Source organism: uncultured Ruminococcus sp. (assembly GCF_947301925.1).
GTDB lineage: Bacteria > Bacillota > Clostridia > Oscillospirales > Ruminococcaceae > Ruminococcus.
In genome coordinates this window covers 99,278-114,890 of sequence record NZ_CAMYUE010000006.1, presented here as the reverse complement: position 1 = coordinate 114,890, position 15,613 = coordinate 99,278, and the positions used below count along the sequence as shown (strand labels likewise).

Below are 15,613 nucleotides of genomic sequence, written 5' to 3'. Positions count from 1 at the left end.
TAATGGCTTTAATTATCTTTTTTGCATAAGGAATGAATATTAATATGAAAAAAATACTCATATCAACAATAGCTCTTACCATGTTATGCGGCTGTGCCTCAAAGGATAACAGTTCCCGAAAGGCCTCGGAACCCACGACTTCTCCCGCCACAGTAGCTGTAACGACAACATCTGCAACAACAAAGGCTGTTACGACAACTTCGACCGTTACAACTACCGCCGCAGAAACCGTCACAACTACCACCTTCACAAACGATGACAAAGATCATATTTGGATAGACGCAGGCGTATATGAGATACAGATAAAGGCTGAAAAAACGCCCGATAAGCCCTACGACGACAGATTCCGCGGCGATTTCTATGTATTTTTCAGCCCATACAACGGAGAGGTAATCAGCGCATTTGACGGCGTAATAAACGTCTTTAACTGTGAGCAAAAGGAACACAGTATCACCTTCCATTATACGACCGTATGGAAAAACTCATCTTACCCTGTGGGATATGCACTTGATGCGGTTTACCCCGACAAAGCCGATGATGTCCTCGATGAACATTTTGACTTTGACGAAAGCGGCAATCTGTTACTCTGGAGTTCACCTTCCTCCCGGGATAAGCTCATAAAGCTTCCCGATGCCGATCCCATCACCTTCAACGCCGAGGACTACAAGGACAACTATGTGACCGAGCCCTCGTTTCCAAGAACCGTGGGCTCTTTTGCCTGCTGGGGCAAAAAGACGGAAGATACGGCAGAATAACCCCCGAAAGCCTGTATCCCCCTGCCTGAGGCGGAGGGATACACATAAACTCTGCATATTTAAGTTGAATTCTGTTGCTACAGTTTTTTCAAAAAAATGCTTGACAAGCCCTTTATGAAATGGTATAATAATTGAGTATCTTGTGTAAACAGGTACTATTATTATCCTTGCCCGCAGTAAGTTGCCGGGCATGATCCCAGAAGGAGGTGTGCTAAATGGCAAAGGTATCCGCTAAGTATGAAGTAATGGTTGTTTTCAGCCTCAAGAACGGCGAGGAGCCTATGAAGGCTCTCGTAGAGAAGTTCAAGGAGAGAATCGAGCGTCACGCCGAAGCTGTTGAAGTCAACGAGGATTGGGGTAAGCGCAAGCTTGCATATCCTATCGAGGACGAGACAGAAGGCTACTATGTGATCTACACATTCCAGTCACAGCCCGATTATCCCGCTGAGCTTTCAAGACGTCTCAACATCACAGACGGCGTTCTTCGTTCACTCGTTACAGTTGTTGAATAATTCTACTTCATTATTTAGGAGGCGGTCAGATGAATAAGGTTATTTTAGTCGGCAGACTTACTGCTGATCCCGAACTGAGACAGACTCAGAGCGGTATCGCTTCATGCAGATTCACTGTCGCTGTGGACAGGCGCTTCGCCGATAAGACCACAGGCGAGAGGCAGGCTGATTTCATCACCTGTACAGCATGGAGACAGACCGCAGAGTTCGTTTCCCGTTATTTCAACAAGGGCAAGCTCATCTGCATAGAGGGCTCTCTCAGAAATAACAACTATCAGGACAGGAATCACCCCGATATCACCCACTACACCATGGACGTGCAGGTGGATAATGTTGAATTCGTGGGCGGCAAGGGCGAAAGCGGCGGCAACGGCGGCGGTTATCAGAACGGCGGCGGCTACGGCGCTCCCCAGAACAATTACAATAACAATTATTCCGCTCCTCCTCAGCAGGCAGCTCCCCAGCAGCCCGCTGCCAATGACAGTATGTCTTACGGCAACCTCAGCGATTTTGAGGAGATACTCAGCGACGGCGACGTTCCGTTCTGAGTACGTTAACTTTACTTTATTACGATAGGAGGAAAAGTCATGGAAAAGGAAAGAAATTCCCGTCCCTCGAAGAAGCCCCGCAAGAAGGTTTGTATGTTCTGTGCTGACAGGATCGAGAAGATCGATTACAAGGATCTCGCTAAGCTCAGAAAGTGCATGACCGAGAGAGCTAAGATTCTTCCGAGACGTGTAACAGGCACTTGCGCTTACCACCAGCGTGAGCTCACAGTTGCTATCAAGAGAGCAAGACATATCGCTCTGCTTCCTTATATCAGCGACTAATCATAAAACTCAAGGGAGGCATTTATGCCTCCCTTTTTGCATATCCGCATATGTAACCGCTCCTTACGGCATCGTAAAAGGAGCGAGTGGGTCTATCGGTCAGCGCCCTGGACTGCCAGCTCCCCGTCTCTGCGGAAGAGAAGGGATATGCACCAGACTGCCGAAATGGCTACGAGAATGTAGACCGCACGGCTTACGACACTGTCTGTGCCGCCTAAGAGCCATGCCACCATGTCAAACTCGAATATACCGACCAGTCCCCAGTTTATTCCTCCGATTATCAGAAGAATAAGAGCTATTTTGTCCCACATATTGAGAACACCTCTTTATTCGGGATTTTGAGACCACTGATGTCGGCCGCAGCCGCGCTTCAGCGGTACACTGCTATTATCGCCGCAAGGATCGGAATTATTCATCCTGAAAGGAGAAAATTATGGATTTTGTTAATATTACGCTTTTTGGTCTTGACAAAAAAACATGGATACTCATTGGTATTGCCGCAGCAGCAGCTCTCCTGCTGATACTCTACATAGGCGTTCACTTCAGCAAGGGCAAGCGCAAGGGCAGAGCTGCCGAGCGCAAGGTGGCAAAGGTGCTGAAGAAGCTGGGCAAAAAAGATCATATCCGTATCATAAACAACGCCTATCTCCCCCTCTACAACAAGGCCTGCGAGGTGGATCACCTTGTGTTCGGCCGTTTCGGTATACTCGTTGTGGAGACCAAGGGCATTTCGGGCTCGGTATCCGGCAGCGGCAAGAACCTCACCCATAAGATAGGCAGCAAGACCCATAAGCTATATAATCCTCAGCTCCAGAACAAAACACATATGGACAATGTTATCCACCACCTGAAAAAGGGCGGCTTCGACAAGACTCCCGTCAACGGTGCCGTGGTGTTCTCGGCCAGGGATATCCAGTTCCCTCCCGAGATCGGCATGGATATCAGGGGACTTGAGAAGTTCTACAACTCCCTCCCCGACGCAGGCTGCAATCAGGACGTGCTGTACAATTACTTCTCTGATATGCAGGTAAAGAACCCCCTGAAGAAGATGTGGATAAGAACACGCAAGAAGAACGACTGACCGTGTAAAGGAGGATATCATGAAAATCAGCAGATTCATAGCGTCGGCAGCTGCCGCGCTGATGGCCTTCCATTCTGTGTCAGCAGGCAGTATCACCTGCCGCGACGCAGAGGCAGCTGACATCCCCGCAGTTACCTTCACCGACTTCGACAGCCGCATCAACGGCGGAGAGCCTATCCGCGGAGTGGATATCTCCTCCGTTATCTCCCTTGAGGAGGCAGGCATGAAGTTCTATGACGATAACGGCAATGAGCAGGATATATTCAGAACGCTTGCAGTTCACGGCGTCAACTATATCCGCGTCAGGATATGGAACGAGCCCCATGACGACAACGGCAACACCTACGGCGGCGGTCACTCCGATCTCGAAACTGCCGCAAAGATAGGCAAACGTGCTGCGGAAAACGGCATGAAGCTCCTTGCGGATATACAGTATTCCGACTTCTGGGCGGATCCCGCAAAGCAGACCCGTCCCAAATACTGGCAGCCCCACGACCACAACAAGCTCAAGGGCGAGATATACAACTGGACCTCATGGGTGCTGAAGTACCTCACCGAGAACGGCAGCGATATCGGCATGGTGCAGGTGGGAAACGAGACCGAGTGCTTCTTCTGCGGCGAAAAGGATATGTACAAGATATGCGACCTGTTTTCCAGCGGTGAAAAGGCAGTCCGCGACTTTGACAGGAATATCCTCATAGCCCATCACTTCGCCAACGCAGGCAACGGCCACTTCGGCTGGTACGCTCAGGTCATGGACGAATGCAACCTGGATTATGATGTGTTTGCCGCCTCATATTATTCCTACTGGCACGGCTCTCTGGATAATCTGCAAAAAACTCTCACCGACATCGGCAACAAGTACAATAAATACGTCATGGTGGCCGAGACCGCCTATCCCTACACCGATCAGGACGGCGACCACTTCGCAAACAGCGTCACCTCCACACATGAGGGCTGCGAGATGAAGTATCCCGTATCCGTGGACGGTCAGATAAAGGCTGTCACCGATGTGTTCAGGACTGTTGCCGGCTGCAACGGCCACGGTATCGGCGTTTTCTACTGGGAGCCTGCATGGCTGGGCATACCCGACCTCTCATGGGAACAGCAGAGGAACAACTGGGACAGATACGGAACAGGCTGGGCTACTTCCTATGCCAAGGGCTATGACAAGGACGTTACTGAATCGGGAGGCTCCTCCTTCGATAATCAGGCGCTTTTCGACTTCCACGGAAAGCCTCTGGAGTCCCTTGATCTCTTCCTGAACATTTACCCGCAGAGCAAGCCCGTCACAACAACGACTACTACTACAACTACTACGACCACAACGACGACTGCCACAACAACTACAACTACGACCACCACTCCCACAATAAAAATAGACGTTGTAAGAGGCGATGTCAACAGCGACGGCGTCATAGATGTATTCGATGTAGTAATGCTGCGAAAGCTGCTTGTCTCCGCAAACAACAGCAGCACCCCGGACGACACTATCGACCTTAACAACGACGGATATTTCAATATTGCCGACTTTGTAAAGCTTCAACGCTATGTTCTGGGATATCCCGACAGTGACCTGACAAAGATCACTGTGACCATGCTCCCTTTTGATTCCGATATATACGATCCGAACAACCGGGCTATCAGCAACTGGTGATTTTCACGCAAAAAAGGGGCGCACACTGTGCGCCCCTGAGCTTTTATTTCACGGTATTCAGTCCTGATCTCATAATAATACCGAAAATATCTCCGGGCTTTTCGGCAATATAGTCCGCGCCCTCGGCCTCCAGCTCGGAACGTCCGCGGAAGCCCCATGCGCAGCCGATACACTCTATGGCTGCATTCTTAGCCGTCCGAACGTCCACATTGCTGTCGCCTATCATGAACACACGGTTCTCCTCGTCCGGCAGAGCCGCGAATATCTCGGTAAGTATAGCAATGTCGGGCTTGGTGGGTCTGTCGTCCCTGCCGCCCAGCACACGGACAAAATCAATATTGGGCAGAAGCTCCGCAATTATGTCCCGCGCTGCGCTCTCGGGCTTGTTTGTGGCCACGGCAAGATAAACCCCGTTCTGCTGAAGCCTTTCCAACGTCTCCTTCATGCCGTCGTACAGCCTTGTCTTGTCCAGATAGTGGGAGCTGTAATACTCCTTGAAAAGGCCGTGGAGCTCCTCGGCCATGTCCTTTCTGTCATCGGGCAGAGCCCTCTCGCACAGTTTTCTTGCGCCGTTGCCCACCATCTTCTTGTAGGCCTCATAGCCGTGGACAGGACAGCCCAGCTGCGTAAGCCCGCAGTTCACAGCGTCGCCCAGATCGGCTATGGTATCGGCTATGGTGCCGTCAAGGTCAAATATGGCAGTTATCATAGCTCCTCCTTATTCGCCCATGAGCTTTCTTATCTCATCGGGAGAAAAAACGTACTCCTTACCGCAGAAATGGCAGCTCACCGCTGTGTCCTTGCCCTCATCGGCTATGGCCTTCAGCTCGTCCCTTCCTATGCTGATGAGAACTCTTTCTGTGCGCTCACGGCTGCAATCGCACCTGTACACGGGAGCGGCTGTATCAAGGACATTGGGCTCAAGTCCCTCAAGGAGCATATTGGCTATCTCCTCGGGAGTTACGCCCTCGTCCAGCATAGCCGATACGGGACGTATCTTAGCCACATTCTTTTCGATGATATCTATGCACTTCTCGTCCGCAAAGGGCAGCAGCTGCACAAGGAAGCCTCCTGCCGACTTAACGGTAAGATCGGGATTTACCAGTACACCAAGGCTGCACACCGTAGGTATCTGCTCGCTGGTGGCGTAATAGCTTGCTATATCCTCGGCTATCTCTCCCGAAACAAGAGGGATAACGCCCACATAGGGCTCTTTCAGTCCCATATCCTTGACTACGGAGAGGGTGCCGTCCCTGCCCACTGCTCCGCCAACGTCAAGCTTGCCCTGCGGATTGAGGGGTATCTCCACCACGGGATTGTTCACGCAGCTCTTTACGTTTCCGCGGCTGTCGGCAACCGCCACAAGCTGTCCCGCAGGACCGCCTCCGTCCACACGGAGGGTAACGCTGTCCTCCTCGCCCTTGAGCATATAGCCCATAAGTGAAGCGGCAATGGTAAGCCTTCCCAGACCTGCTGTCACTACCGCGGAGGTCTTGTGTATACGCTCTATCTCCGATACTATGTCCTTTGCGTCAAGCACCTCTGCAAACGCGGAGCCGTCCGCAGATATTGCTCTGTATAAATTACCCATTCAACTTATCCTTTCAATATTTCTGGCCGCTTCTGATACATCTTGCGGCATAGACTATGCGCTGCTGATCCTCAGCGGGGGGCTCGAAGCTGTCCTCGGCGTATTTCCCCAGCACCTCAAAGTCGCATTCCGCAAGGAGCCTCTCGATATCCGCCTCGCTGTAGGCCTTTTCCGAAAAGCTGTCCGAGCTTCGTGAATAAAGACCGTTTTCCTCGCGCTCGAAGAACTCCAGCTGCATCTTTACCTCAAGGGTATCGGGATCGAGAGTGTTCTCCCATACGCAGTACACATTGTCGGTCTCATAGGTGAAGGTATTGTTCGCCAGCACTTCCCTGTGCTTGTATGGGGTGTTCACGTCGAATATAAAGAGTCCATCCTGCTCGGAGAAGAAGGCCACATTCTCAAAAACCTTCCTTACATCGTCAAGGGAGGCGAGGTGGTTTATGCTGTCAAGAGCGCATATGGTGATATCCACCGTGCCGAACATATCCAGCCTGCGCATATCCTGACACAGATACTGTATAGCCAGTCCGCTGTCGAACTTCTTGTCAAGGGCTATGCCCAGCATCTCGTCGGAGTTGTCCACGCCGATGACGTCGTAGCCCAGACCTGCCATGACCTCGGATATGCTTCCCGTACCGCAGGCAAGATCAAGGAGGATATTCTCCTTTGTGGTCTTGAACCGCTGTATGATGCTGTGGAAGAACTCTCCCCTCTTCCTGTAGTCTATATTTGCGGTGAGCTCGTCATAATAACGGGCAAACGCACTGTATCCGCTCATAATAATATCTCCCGAATAGTATTTATAGTCCCGAAGCCTCAGTATGTGCCTGTGGGAAGCACTACGTCCTTCACATAGCTCTCATTGCCCTGCGCGTCATACTCATAGAGCTTATACATTCCTCTTTGCTTTGTATAATGCCTTCTCTGGCTGAGCTTCAGGCTGCCGCCGGTCCAGGTCAGTATATACATATCGTTCTCCTTATCAGTTGAGAAATCGTCATAGTAAGCGATCTCCTCAGAGTCCTCCATGATAAAGAGCTGATATTCACCGAACCTGTTCAGCTCCTCCCACGGGATATAGCTTCCGCTTGCGCTGTCATAGCGGTAGTAAAGATTCTTCTCGCCGCTTTCCCCTGAACAGCCTGTATATATGGCCAGATCGCCGTGACCGTCAAAGTCGAAGTCGTCCTCACAGAGGATATAGTCCTCGGGAACAGCCATATGGTACCGCCCTATGATCATATACTTTATACTCTCATCTCTTGCGAGTATCCTGCCGCACACCTCGGGCAGTCCGCTTACCTCTATGCTCTGGAGCAGCTCTGCCCCCTTCATATAGTCAACGGAGCTGTCTGTCACGCGGAAATACTCAATATTCTTTTCGGTCTTTATACATTCGCCTGTGGAATAGTCGATACGCTGCCTTTCTTCAAGCACCTTCCGCCATTTATCGTCAAATGAATATCTGTCAACAAAGGGGCCGCCCTCATCAGTGTAATAGCGTGTGCTCATGCTGAGCGGGACAAGTTTGTCTCCCTGCCATTTGTATACGGTGCTTCCCTCATTTGAATTGTCGTTCTGAGTCACGGTGACGGTCTTTTCGTTCTTGTCCGTTTCATAAGTGATGCTCTGAATGTTGAATTTATCGTAGGCAAAGGCCATGGGAAGAGCTTCTCCCGCCTTGACAAAGCCCTTTGCCTCACGGTCGTATACCCAGCAGTCCGCCATGTAGTAGTCCAGACAGGCAAAAATATCGTCATAGCCGTCAAAATTGATATCCACGGACAGAACGCTTTTTCCGTCCCTGAGAGGAATATCAAATTCCACACTGCCTGCGGGCTCTCCGTTGATGAGCATGGTGGCGCCTCTCTCGTTAGCCGAGAGCCTGAAGTCCTCTGCACTCTCCACGGCAGCAGTGGTTTCAGCCGCCTCTGTGGGAGGCTCTGAAATACTCACAGACAAGTCGTTATTGTCTGAACAGCCTGCAAGCAGCAGACTGCCCGCAAGCAATAATAATATCTTTTCCTGTCTCATGGCAAACCCTTTCTTATTCTTTATCGAAATTATCCTTTATGTAGATACCCGAACGGACAAAATGCTCGTTTCCGTCTTCATCATACTCATATGTATCACACTGATTGCTGTCACCGTGATAAAATGTGCGCTTTGTCAGGCGAAGCTTTCCGTCATCCCATATGAAGATATAGCAGTTGTGGTCCTCGTCAAGGGTAAGCTTGTCATAGTATGACAGCTCCTTTTTGTAAGGATCGGCCGCAACTGCGCCCAGTTCATTGAGCTCCTGCCACTCCGTATATCTGTCCGCAGCCTCGTCATAGCGGTAATAAACATATTTGTCATCGCCCCCTGCAAGCACTGAATCCGTCTGTATCCGCAGGTCATTATGCCCGTCAAAGTCATAGTCTTCTTCGAGCAGGAGCACATCGGCACTGTCACTCAGGTTGTTGCTGCTATACGGAAGATATTTGGCTTTTCCGTTCTGCTTTATCCTGTCATAGAGCTGTGGCAGCCCCGTCACATCAATGGACTGTATAAGCTCCCGTCCCTTCATATAGTCCACGGAGCTGTCAGTGGTGCAGAGGTACGGCACATCTGTCTCTGTCCTGAAGCAGGCGCCTGTGTTGTAATTGATATGCCTTCTCTCGGTGATGATCCTGCGGCCTTTTTCGTCGAACTCCAAGACGTCAACCAGACTTTCCGCGTCGTCACCATAGCCTTTTGTGTATTCACAAATGCAGCTCACAGGCACAAGCACATCGTCCTGCCACCTGTATACAGTCTCACAGCTGCCGTAACCGACATTATGCTTCATGGTAAGGGTGCGGGAGGAGCTGTCCGCGTCCATGAGCAGGGCCTTTCCGTCCGCAAGAGCCATTGCCTCAGACCGTGTGAACTCCATGGTATCGGGGACACAGAGCCAGTAAGCTCCCGTGTATACATCATCATAAATGAACAGGTCGTCATAGCCGTCAAAATTGAAGTCCCCGATAACAACGTCCTCCGGCCCCGCAAGCTGTACGTCAGCCTCGATCACGCCGACGGCGCTTCCTCCGCGTAGCACCGTGACACTGCTGCCCTGAACTCCCACCGTGAAGTGGACGGTCTCGTCCTTTCTCCTCGTCGGTGAAGCTATGGTGACTATGGGTTTTGTGGTGGTGGGCTCAGTTGAAGTCGCCGCAGCGGCAGTTGTCTCCGGTTCGGAGGGCACTGAGCTCTTTGCTCCTTGCGAGCAGCCTGAAAGCAGTGCAGCGCTGATGATTGGTATGATGAAATGCTTCATGTTCATATTGCGTTTGTTCCTTTCCTGCTGTGACAAGGGGCTGCGCCGTTATCGGCACAGCCCCTGTATATCCGCTCAGCCGTGAGCATATCCTGTTATTAATCGTTCTGAGGCTGCTCCTCAGTCTCTCCTCCGATGAGATTGCCCTGGCTGTCTCTGGTCTCCCTGAGAGTCTCAAGGCCGTTCTCGTCATACAGGACCGTATCTATGAGCTCGCCGTCGTTGTACTGCTTGACGTATTTTCTCAGAACCAGCAGATTGTACTCATTCCATGAGAAGGTCTTGGCCTCATAATTGAGAGAATCCTTCTTGTCATAGATAGTCAGGCTGTTTTCGGTAGCATTTGGCATTATCTCATAGCCGCGTGAGCCGCCGTCAAAGCCGAGACCGTTGAGCTCGCTCCATGACGAATATATGCCCTTTGTGGGATCATAGCGGTAGAACTTTCCCGTCTTATTGAGGTCATCGGGCTTCTCTATGATAAAGAGATCGGGATAGCCGTCAAAGTCGAAATCGTTGTTCCTTACGATGAAGTCGTTTATGGTCTTTGATGAATCATTGGACATAGCGTTCCTTATGTCTGTCAGGTCAACGTCCTTCAGCACCTGTATGGAGTTTGTGACGCCGTTCCTTGTTACGTCTATCTCATTGGCGCTCTCATTCAGTGCAAAGGAAATAGAGCTGTAGTCCTTCGGGTCTATGGTAGGTGTCTGTGATGTAGGCTGTGGTGCGGTAGTGGTAGTCCTTGGAGCGGTGGGCACAGCTCTTGTGGTACCGCGGGTACCTCCGCCGCCGCCCGAAGCTCTTGTGGCAGGCTGTACGCGGGTCTTCTTGGTGGTGGTAGTAGAACCCGATACCTTTTCTCCTGCGGTCTTTGTGGTGGTAGTAGTGCCGTTCTTGGTGGATGTTTCGTCGGTAGTGACCTCTGTATCCGTAGTCGAGATGTCGCGGGTAGTACCCTCAACGGTACCCGAAACGATGTTTATACGGCTCTCAACGCCGGAGGCGTCGCTTACCTTTCCGCAGCCCGCAAGAAGCGCGAGCATCAATACGGGAAAAACAAACTTTTTCATATTGTCACCTCATAAAACCTTTCTTTTCTCTGTAAAAAAGCCTTCTGTGCCGTTCTTTCAGGCGGTAATGCACAAAAGGGGCGCGGATCCGCCCCTGTGTGAATATTACTTATTCGCCATATCCTTAGCCTTGCAGCACTTCTTATACTTCTTGCCGCTTCCGCATGGGCACGGATCGTTATCGCCTATTTTCTTTGAGCGTACAGGCTCGTCTGTGAAGCTTCCGTCACCTGCGCCTGCATTGGGTGCATCGGGCTTGGCTACCTGCTCACGCTCGGGAGCTTCGTTCTTCTGGAGCTTGACAGTAAGGAGCATACGGATAGTATCCTCACGGATAGACTCGACCATAGCGTCGAACATCTCGAAGCCCTCGTAACGGTACTCGATAACGGGGTTCTTCTGGCCGTAGGAGCGGAGTCCGATACCCTTCTTCAGCTCTTCCATGTCGTCGATATGAGCCATCCACTTGGTATCTACTACCTTCAGGAGGATAACTCTCTCCAGCTCACGCATAACCTCTGAGCCGTATTCTGCTTCCTTGGCCTCGTAGATCTCTCCTGCCTTGGTGCTGAGTTCGTTGACGATATCCTCCTTGGATACGTCGTCCAGGTCGTCCTCGTCGTAGTTGAGGTCGTCGGGACCGATGAGCCAGCCCATGAAGTGCTCCTTGAGACCAACAAGGTTCCAGTCGTCCTTGACCTCGTCATCAACGAGATAGGTGTCAACCGTGCTGTTGATAAGATCCTCTGACATCTTGAGGATGCTCTCGTGGAGGTCCTCTCCGTCAAGCACCTGTGATCTCTGCTTGTAGATGATCTCACGCTGTGTATTCATAACGTCGTCGTAGTTGAGGACGTTCTTTCTTATGCTGAAGTTCTGTCCCTCCACCTTCTTCTGTGAGGACTCGATGATTCTTGTGAGCATCTTGCTCTCGATGGGGGTCTCCTCGTCAACGTTGAGGGTCTTCATAAGGTTCTCGAGGCGGTCGCCTGCGAAGATACGCATGAGGTTATCCTCTACGGAAAGGAAGAAGCAGCTTTCGCCCTCGTCGCCCTGACGTCCTGAACGTCCGCGGAGCTGGTTGTCGATACGGCGTGACTCATGACGCTCTGTACCGAGGATATAAAGTCCGCCTGCCTCCTTGACGGCAACAGCCTTTTCCTTTACCTCTGCGTTGTACTTATCGTAAAGCTCGCGGTAGAGCTTTCTTGCCGCCAGGATCTCCTCGTCCTCGGTATCGGCGAAGCCGATAGCCTCTGTGATGATCTCCTCGGGGATCTCGCGCTTTCTCAGCTCTGCTCTTGCAAGGAACTCTGCGTTACCGCCCAGCATGATATCGGTACCACGTCCTGCCATGTTGGTAGCGATGGTAACGGCGCCGTACTTACCTGCCTGAGCGACGATCTCGGCTTCCTTTGCGTGGTGCTTAGCGTTGAGCACCTCATGCTTGATGCCCTTTCTCTTGAGCATAGCGGAGAGGAGCTCCGACTTCTCGATGGATACGGTACCGACGAGGATAGGCTGTCCTTTCTCGTGGCACTCGATGATCTTGTCTATGATAGCGGAATACTTGCCCTTTTCGGTGGTATATACCTGATCGTTGTGATCGATACGGATAACGGGCTTATTGGTGGGAACAGCGATAACGTCCAGCTTGTAGATCTCCTTGAACTCGTCCTCTTCGGTCATAGCCGTACCTGTCATACCCGACAGCTTTGTATACAGACGGAAGAAGTTCTGGAAAGTGATGGTAGCCAGAGTCTTTGACTCGCTCTTGATCTTAACGCCTTCCTTGGCCTCGATAGCCTGATGGAGACCGTCGTTGAATCGACGTCCCATCATGAGACGGCCTGTGAACTCGTCAACGATGATGATCTCGCCGTCCTTGACAACGTAGTCGATATCGTTCTTCATTACGCCGTTGGCCTTGATAGCCTGATTTATGTGGTGGAGAAGGGTCATGTTCTCGGAATCCATAAGGTTCTCGACTCTGAACGCCTGCTCTGCCTTCTTAACGCCGCGCTGAGTGATAGTAGCGGTCTTGGCCTTTTCGTCGATGATGTAGTCGGCGTCCTCGTTGAGAGCGTCCTGATCCTGCTTGTCGTCCATTTCAACGACTGTGGTAGGAGTAAGTGTCTTTGCGAAGCGGTCAACGATAGCATAGAGGTCTGTGGACTTGTCGCCGCGTCCGGAAATGATAAGAGGAGTACGGGCCTCATCGATGAGGATGGAGTCCACCTCGTCCACGATAGCGAAGTTTGGGGCACGCTGAACGCGCTCCTCCTTGTGAGTTACCATGTTGTCACGGAGGTAATCGAAGCCCAGCTCGTTATTTGTAGCGTATGTAACGTCGCAGTTGTAAGCTGCACGGCGCTGGTCGTTGTTGAGGCCGTGGAGGATACATCCTACGGTAAGTCCCAGCCAGCGGAGCACCTTGCCCATTTCCTCTGCCTGAGTCTTTGCAAGGTAATCGTTAACGGTAACGACGTGAACGCCGAGACCCGAAAGTGCGTTGAGGTATGAAGCTACGCAGGCAACGAGAGTTTTACCTTCACCGGTCTTCATTTCGGCGATACGTCCCTGATGAAGAACGATAGCACCGATGATCTGTACGGGATAGGGCTTCTTCTCGAGGACACGCCATGCTGCTTCTCTTACAGTTGCAAGAGCCTCGGGGAGGATATCGTCGAGGGTCTCGCCGTCCTCCAGTCTCTCCTTGAATTCGGCAGTCTTTGCCTTCAGTTCAGCGTCGGAGAGCTCCTGATATTCCTCATCCAGCTCGAGTACTTTATTCTTTATAGGCTCTATGCGCTTCAGCTCGCGGTTGGAGTAAGCATTAGAACCGAAAATGTTTTTGAATAAACCCATTTTAGTTTTCCGCCTTTACAATCTTAATTATAGTGTGAGTCTGATACATTGTATAAATACACATAATATATTGTACAACAAACGTATTTGTTTGTCAATACCTATGATGACAAATAGCGGACAGAGTCCGCTATTTCGTCAATAATGTCATTTTTTCGCACTTTTCCGCAGATGAATAAGGCGTTTTTAAGGATATATTATCCTTGCAACGCAGCTTCTCCGCGGCAGCTGCGTATCATTTCGCAAACATTGCCAGAAAGCTGAATACCAGGAACGCTCCCACTGCCAGCTCCGCAAAGAAGATGACGGCCTTTACGTTGAACCAGGTCATTTTAACGCTGCCGACCGTCTTTCTGTGCTCAGCCAGAAATCTCTCGCTGTGCCCCGAGGAATAAAACTCCCTTGCAAGGCAGAACCGCTTCGGATTGTCGGGATCGGTGATGATATCTATATCCTCCCCCGCCTCCGCCATGGAGCGCAGCTCCTCCTCGCTGAAGGTGAATCCGCGGTCAAGAACGCCCTTGACCTCCTCGCCGTCTATAGTGTATTTCAGCGCCAGACCCGTGCCGCCGTCGGCGTAGTGCCACAGCTCCGGCTCTCTGCCTGTGCGGCGGTGTCCGCCGTTCCTGTATCTGTGAACGTCTGCCGCGGTATTTACCGTCTGCGCCGTTCCCTTGGTCAGCTTTGACAGAAAAACCGCAAGGGCAATTATAACTGCCGCACCTGCAAGAACAAGTATATGCTCCATAGCCGTCCCTCCTTTATGATGTGTTTATATTATAGCACCCGACAGGCGGTAAATCAAGAGATAACGATAAATTCAGCCCATAGCGCCTATCCCGGTGCAGCAGGAATCTATATCATTCAGCGTTGATACGACCACCGATATCACCAGCAGACTCAGAACAAGTCCTGTCAGAAAAAGCCCCGTCCCCTGTTTATCTTCCTTCCTGTCCTTTGACGTAAACATGACGATTCCGCCGATAATGCACATTATGATAAACGGCAGGGCTATAAATAAAGCTATCCTGATATTCTCCATAGATCTCCTCCTATACACACGCAGGATCTCTCTGCATACATAATAGCACTATAATGCACATTAATGAAGATGTATTCTGTCATTTCCGCAGTGACATTTGTCATTTCCTGTTGCAAAGGAGCCGCAAAACATGATATAATAACGGTGGTGATGAAAATGCTTATGATATCCATTACAGACCTGGACAAAAAAGCCGTCCGCGAACACGCTCACAGGCTTCTCAGGGAATGTCTGAAGCCCCTTGGCGTGAACTACAGCGAAGCTACTCCCTTAACAAAAGGAAAAATGGGCAAGCCCTCCCTTTCGGAGCGCCCCGACATACACTACAATATCTCCCACGCCGACGGCATAGCCGCCTGTATAGTCTCCCGCCGCGAATGCGGCATAGACTGCGAAAAGGTCAGGAATTACCGTCCCAATGTGATGAAACGCGCCTTCTCGGAAAAGGAGCGCGAAATGGTGGAGTCCGCCCCCGAAAATGAGCGTGATATCCTGTTCTTCCGCCTGTGGACCCTCAAGGAGGCCTATGTGAAGGCCATTGGCATAGGTATATCCTATCCCATGAACGAGGTGGAGTTCAGCTTCCGCGGCAATGAGATAATATCCGACCGCAGGGACTGCCGCTTCAGGCAGTACATCATTGACGGAGGCCGTTTCGTAACGGCGGTCTGCGAGCTCGAAGACTCCGACGGAACGGAGAAATGATACATAAAGGCTCTGCCGTTATGTGGAAAACGCTCTCTATCAACGTCTTTGCCTGTGCATATTTCATAAAATAAGCAATGAAATTCAGTCAAATCGGGAAAAATACTCGTTTTCCCTTGCACTGCCGCCGATTATAGGGTATAATATAATGTACAAGCTTCTTCCACCAGAAGTATTCCACAACAGCGGGAGGCTGAT

17 protein-coding genes are annotated in these 15,613 nt (G+C 51.0%); 7 read left to right on the top strand and 10 right to left on the bottom strand.

Translation table 11 applies throughout. From position 1 onward, the window contains the following. The first annotated feature begins 44 nt into the window (after positions 1 to 44). From Q0Y65_RS09260 to rpsR, 4 genes are all read left to right on the top strand, one after another. Positions 45 to 755, top strand: coding sequence for a hypothetical protein (locus tag Q0Y65_RS09260; RefSeq protein ID WP_297959095.1), 711 nt, complete (start codon positions 45 to 47; stop codon positions 753 to 755). A 215-nt stretch (positions 756 to 970) separates the two neighbouring features. Continuing rightward, entirely contained in the window at positions 971 to 1,267 is a 297-nt protein-coding gene (rpsF, locus tag Q0Y65_RS09255; protein ID WP_109727101.1) for a 30S ribosomal protein S6, read from the top strand. A gap of 29 nt (positions 1,268 to 1,296) precedes the next feature. Further along, a complete protein-coding gene (locus Q0Y65_RS09250) occupies positions 1,297 to 1,815 on the top strand; it encodes a single-stranded DNA-binding protein (protein WP_297959093.1) in 519 nt (172 codons plus the stop codon). A 39-nt stretch (positions 1,816 to 1,854) separates the two neighbouring features. Further along, on the top strand, positions 1,855 to 2,097 hold the full coding sequence (gene rpsR, locus Q0Y65_RS09245; protein WP_028519264.1) for a 30S ribosomal protein S18: 243 nt from the start codon (positions 1,855 to 1,857) through the stop codon (positions 2,095 to 2,097). A 92-nt stretch (positions 2,098 to 2,189) separates the two neighbouring features. On the opposite strand, the gene Q0Y65_RS09240 is transcribed toward rpsR, so the two are convergent. Then, entirely contained in the window at positions 2,190 to 2,408 is a 219-nt protein-coding gene (locus Q0Y65_RS09240) for a DUF378 domain-containing protein (RefSeq protein ID WP_297959091.1), read from the bottom strand. A 122-nt stretch (positions 2,409 to 2,530) separates the two neighbouring features. Between Q0Y65_RS09240 and Q0Y65_RS09235 the strand changes: the two genes are divergently transcribed. Next, entirely contained in the window at positions 2,531 to 3,178 is a 648-nt protein-coding gene (locus Q0Y65_RS09235; RefSeq protein WP_297959089.1) for a nuclease-related domain-containing protein, read from the top strand. Between the two features lie 19 nt (positions 3,179 to 3,197). Then, a complete protein-coding gene (locus tag Q0Y65_RS09230) occupies positions 3,198 to 4,835 on the top strand; it encodes a glycosyl hydrolase 53 family protein (protein WP_297959087.1) in 1,638 nt (545 codons plus the stop codon). Positions 4,836 to 4,878: 43 nt separating this feature from the next. On the opposite strand, the gene Q0Y65_RS09225 is transcribed toward Q0Y65_RS09230, so the two are convergent. The 9 genes from Q0Y65_RS09225 to Q0Y65_RS09185 form a co-directional block, all read right to left on the bottom strand. Further along, positions 4,879 to 5,544 carry an HAD family hydrolase gene (locus Q0Y65_RS09225; RefSeq protein WP_297959085.1) on the bottom strand — a complete coding sequence of 222 codons (666 nt, stop codon included), beginning with the start codon at positions 5,542 to 5,544 and terminating at the stop codon, positions 4,879 to 4,881. Between the two features lie 9 nt (positions 5,545 to 5,553). Continuing rightward, complete coding sequence (gene hslO, locus Q0Y65_RS09220; RefSeq protein ID WP_297959083.1) at positions 5,554 to 6,426, bottom strand: Hsp33 family molecular chaperone HslO; 873 nt, start codon at positions 6,424 to 6,426, stop codon at positions 5,554 to 5,556. 13 nt (positions 6,427 to 6,439) lie between these two features. Further along, positions 6,440 to 7,207: a class I SAM-dependent methyltransferase gene (locus tag Q0Y65_RS09215; protein WP_297959082.1), complete on the bottom strand. Its 768-nt coding sequence runs from the start codon at positions 7,205 to 7,207 to the stop codon at positions 6,440 to 6,442. Between the two features lie 38 nt (positions 7,208 to 7,245). Then, entirely contained in the window at positions 7,246 to 8,463 is a 1,218-nt protein-coding gene (locus Q0Y65_RS09210; RefSeq protein WP_297959080.1) for an XAC2610-related protein, read from the bottom strand. A 13-nt stretch (positions 8,464 to 8,476) separates the two neighbouring features. Then, a complete protein-coding gene (locus tag Q0Y65_RS09205; RefSeq protein ID WP_297959078.1) occupies positions 8,477 to 9,733 on the bottom strand; it encodes an XAC2610-related protein in 1,257 nt (418 codons plus the stop codon). Between the two features lie 92 nt (positions 9,734 to 9,825). Continuing rightward, positions 9,826 to 10,800, bottom strand: a complete 975-nt coding sequence (locus tag Q0Y65_RS09200; RefSeq protein ID WP_297959076.1) for a hypothetical protein — start codon at positions 10,798 to 10,800, stop codon at positions 9,826 to 9,828. A gap of 105 nt (positions 10,801 to 10,905) precedes the next feature. After that, positions 10,906 to 13,668 (bottom strand): preprotein translocase subunit SecA, encoded by a 2,763-nt coding sequence (gene secA / locus Q0Y65_RS09195; RefSeq protein WP_297959074.1) that lies wholly within the window; start codon positions 13,666 to 13,668, stop codon positions 10,906 to 10,908. A gap of 235 nt (positions 13,669 to 13,903) precedes the next feature. Then, positions 13,904 to 14,416 (bottom strand): hypothetical protein, encoded by a 513-nt coding sequence (locus Q0Y65_RS09190; RefSeq protein WP_297959072.1) that lies wholly within the window; start codon positions 14,414 to 14,416, stop codon positions 13,904 to 13,906. A gap of 72 nt (positions 14,417 to 14,488) precedes the next feature. After that, positions 14,489 to 14,710 (bottom strand): hypothetical protein, encoded by a 222-nt coding sequence (locus tag Q0Y65_RS09185; protein ID WP_297959070.1) that lies wholly within the window; start codon positions 14,708 to 14,710, stop codon positions 14,489 to 14,491. A 156-nt stretch (positions 14,711 to 14,866) separates the two neighbouring features. Here Q0Y65_RS09185 and Q0Y65_RS09180 point away from each other — a divergent pair, with 156 nt between their 5' ends. Further along, a complete protein-coding gene (locus Q0Y65_RS09180; protein WP_297959068.1) occupies positions 14,867 to 15,415 on the top strand; it encodes a 4'-phosphopantetheinyl transferase superfamily protein in 549 nt (182 codons plus the stop codon). Positions 15,416 to 15,613 lie beyond the last annotated feature (198 nt).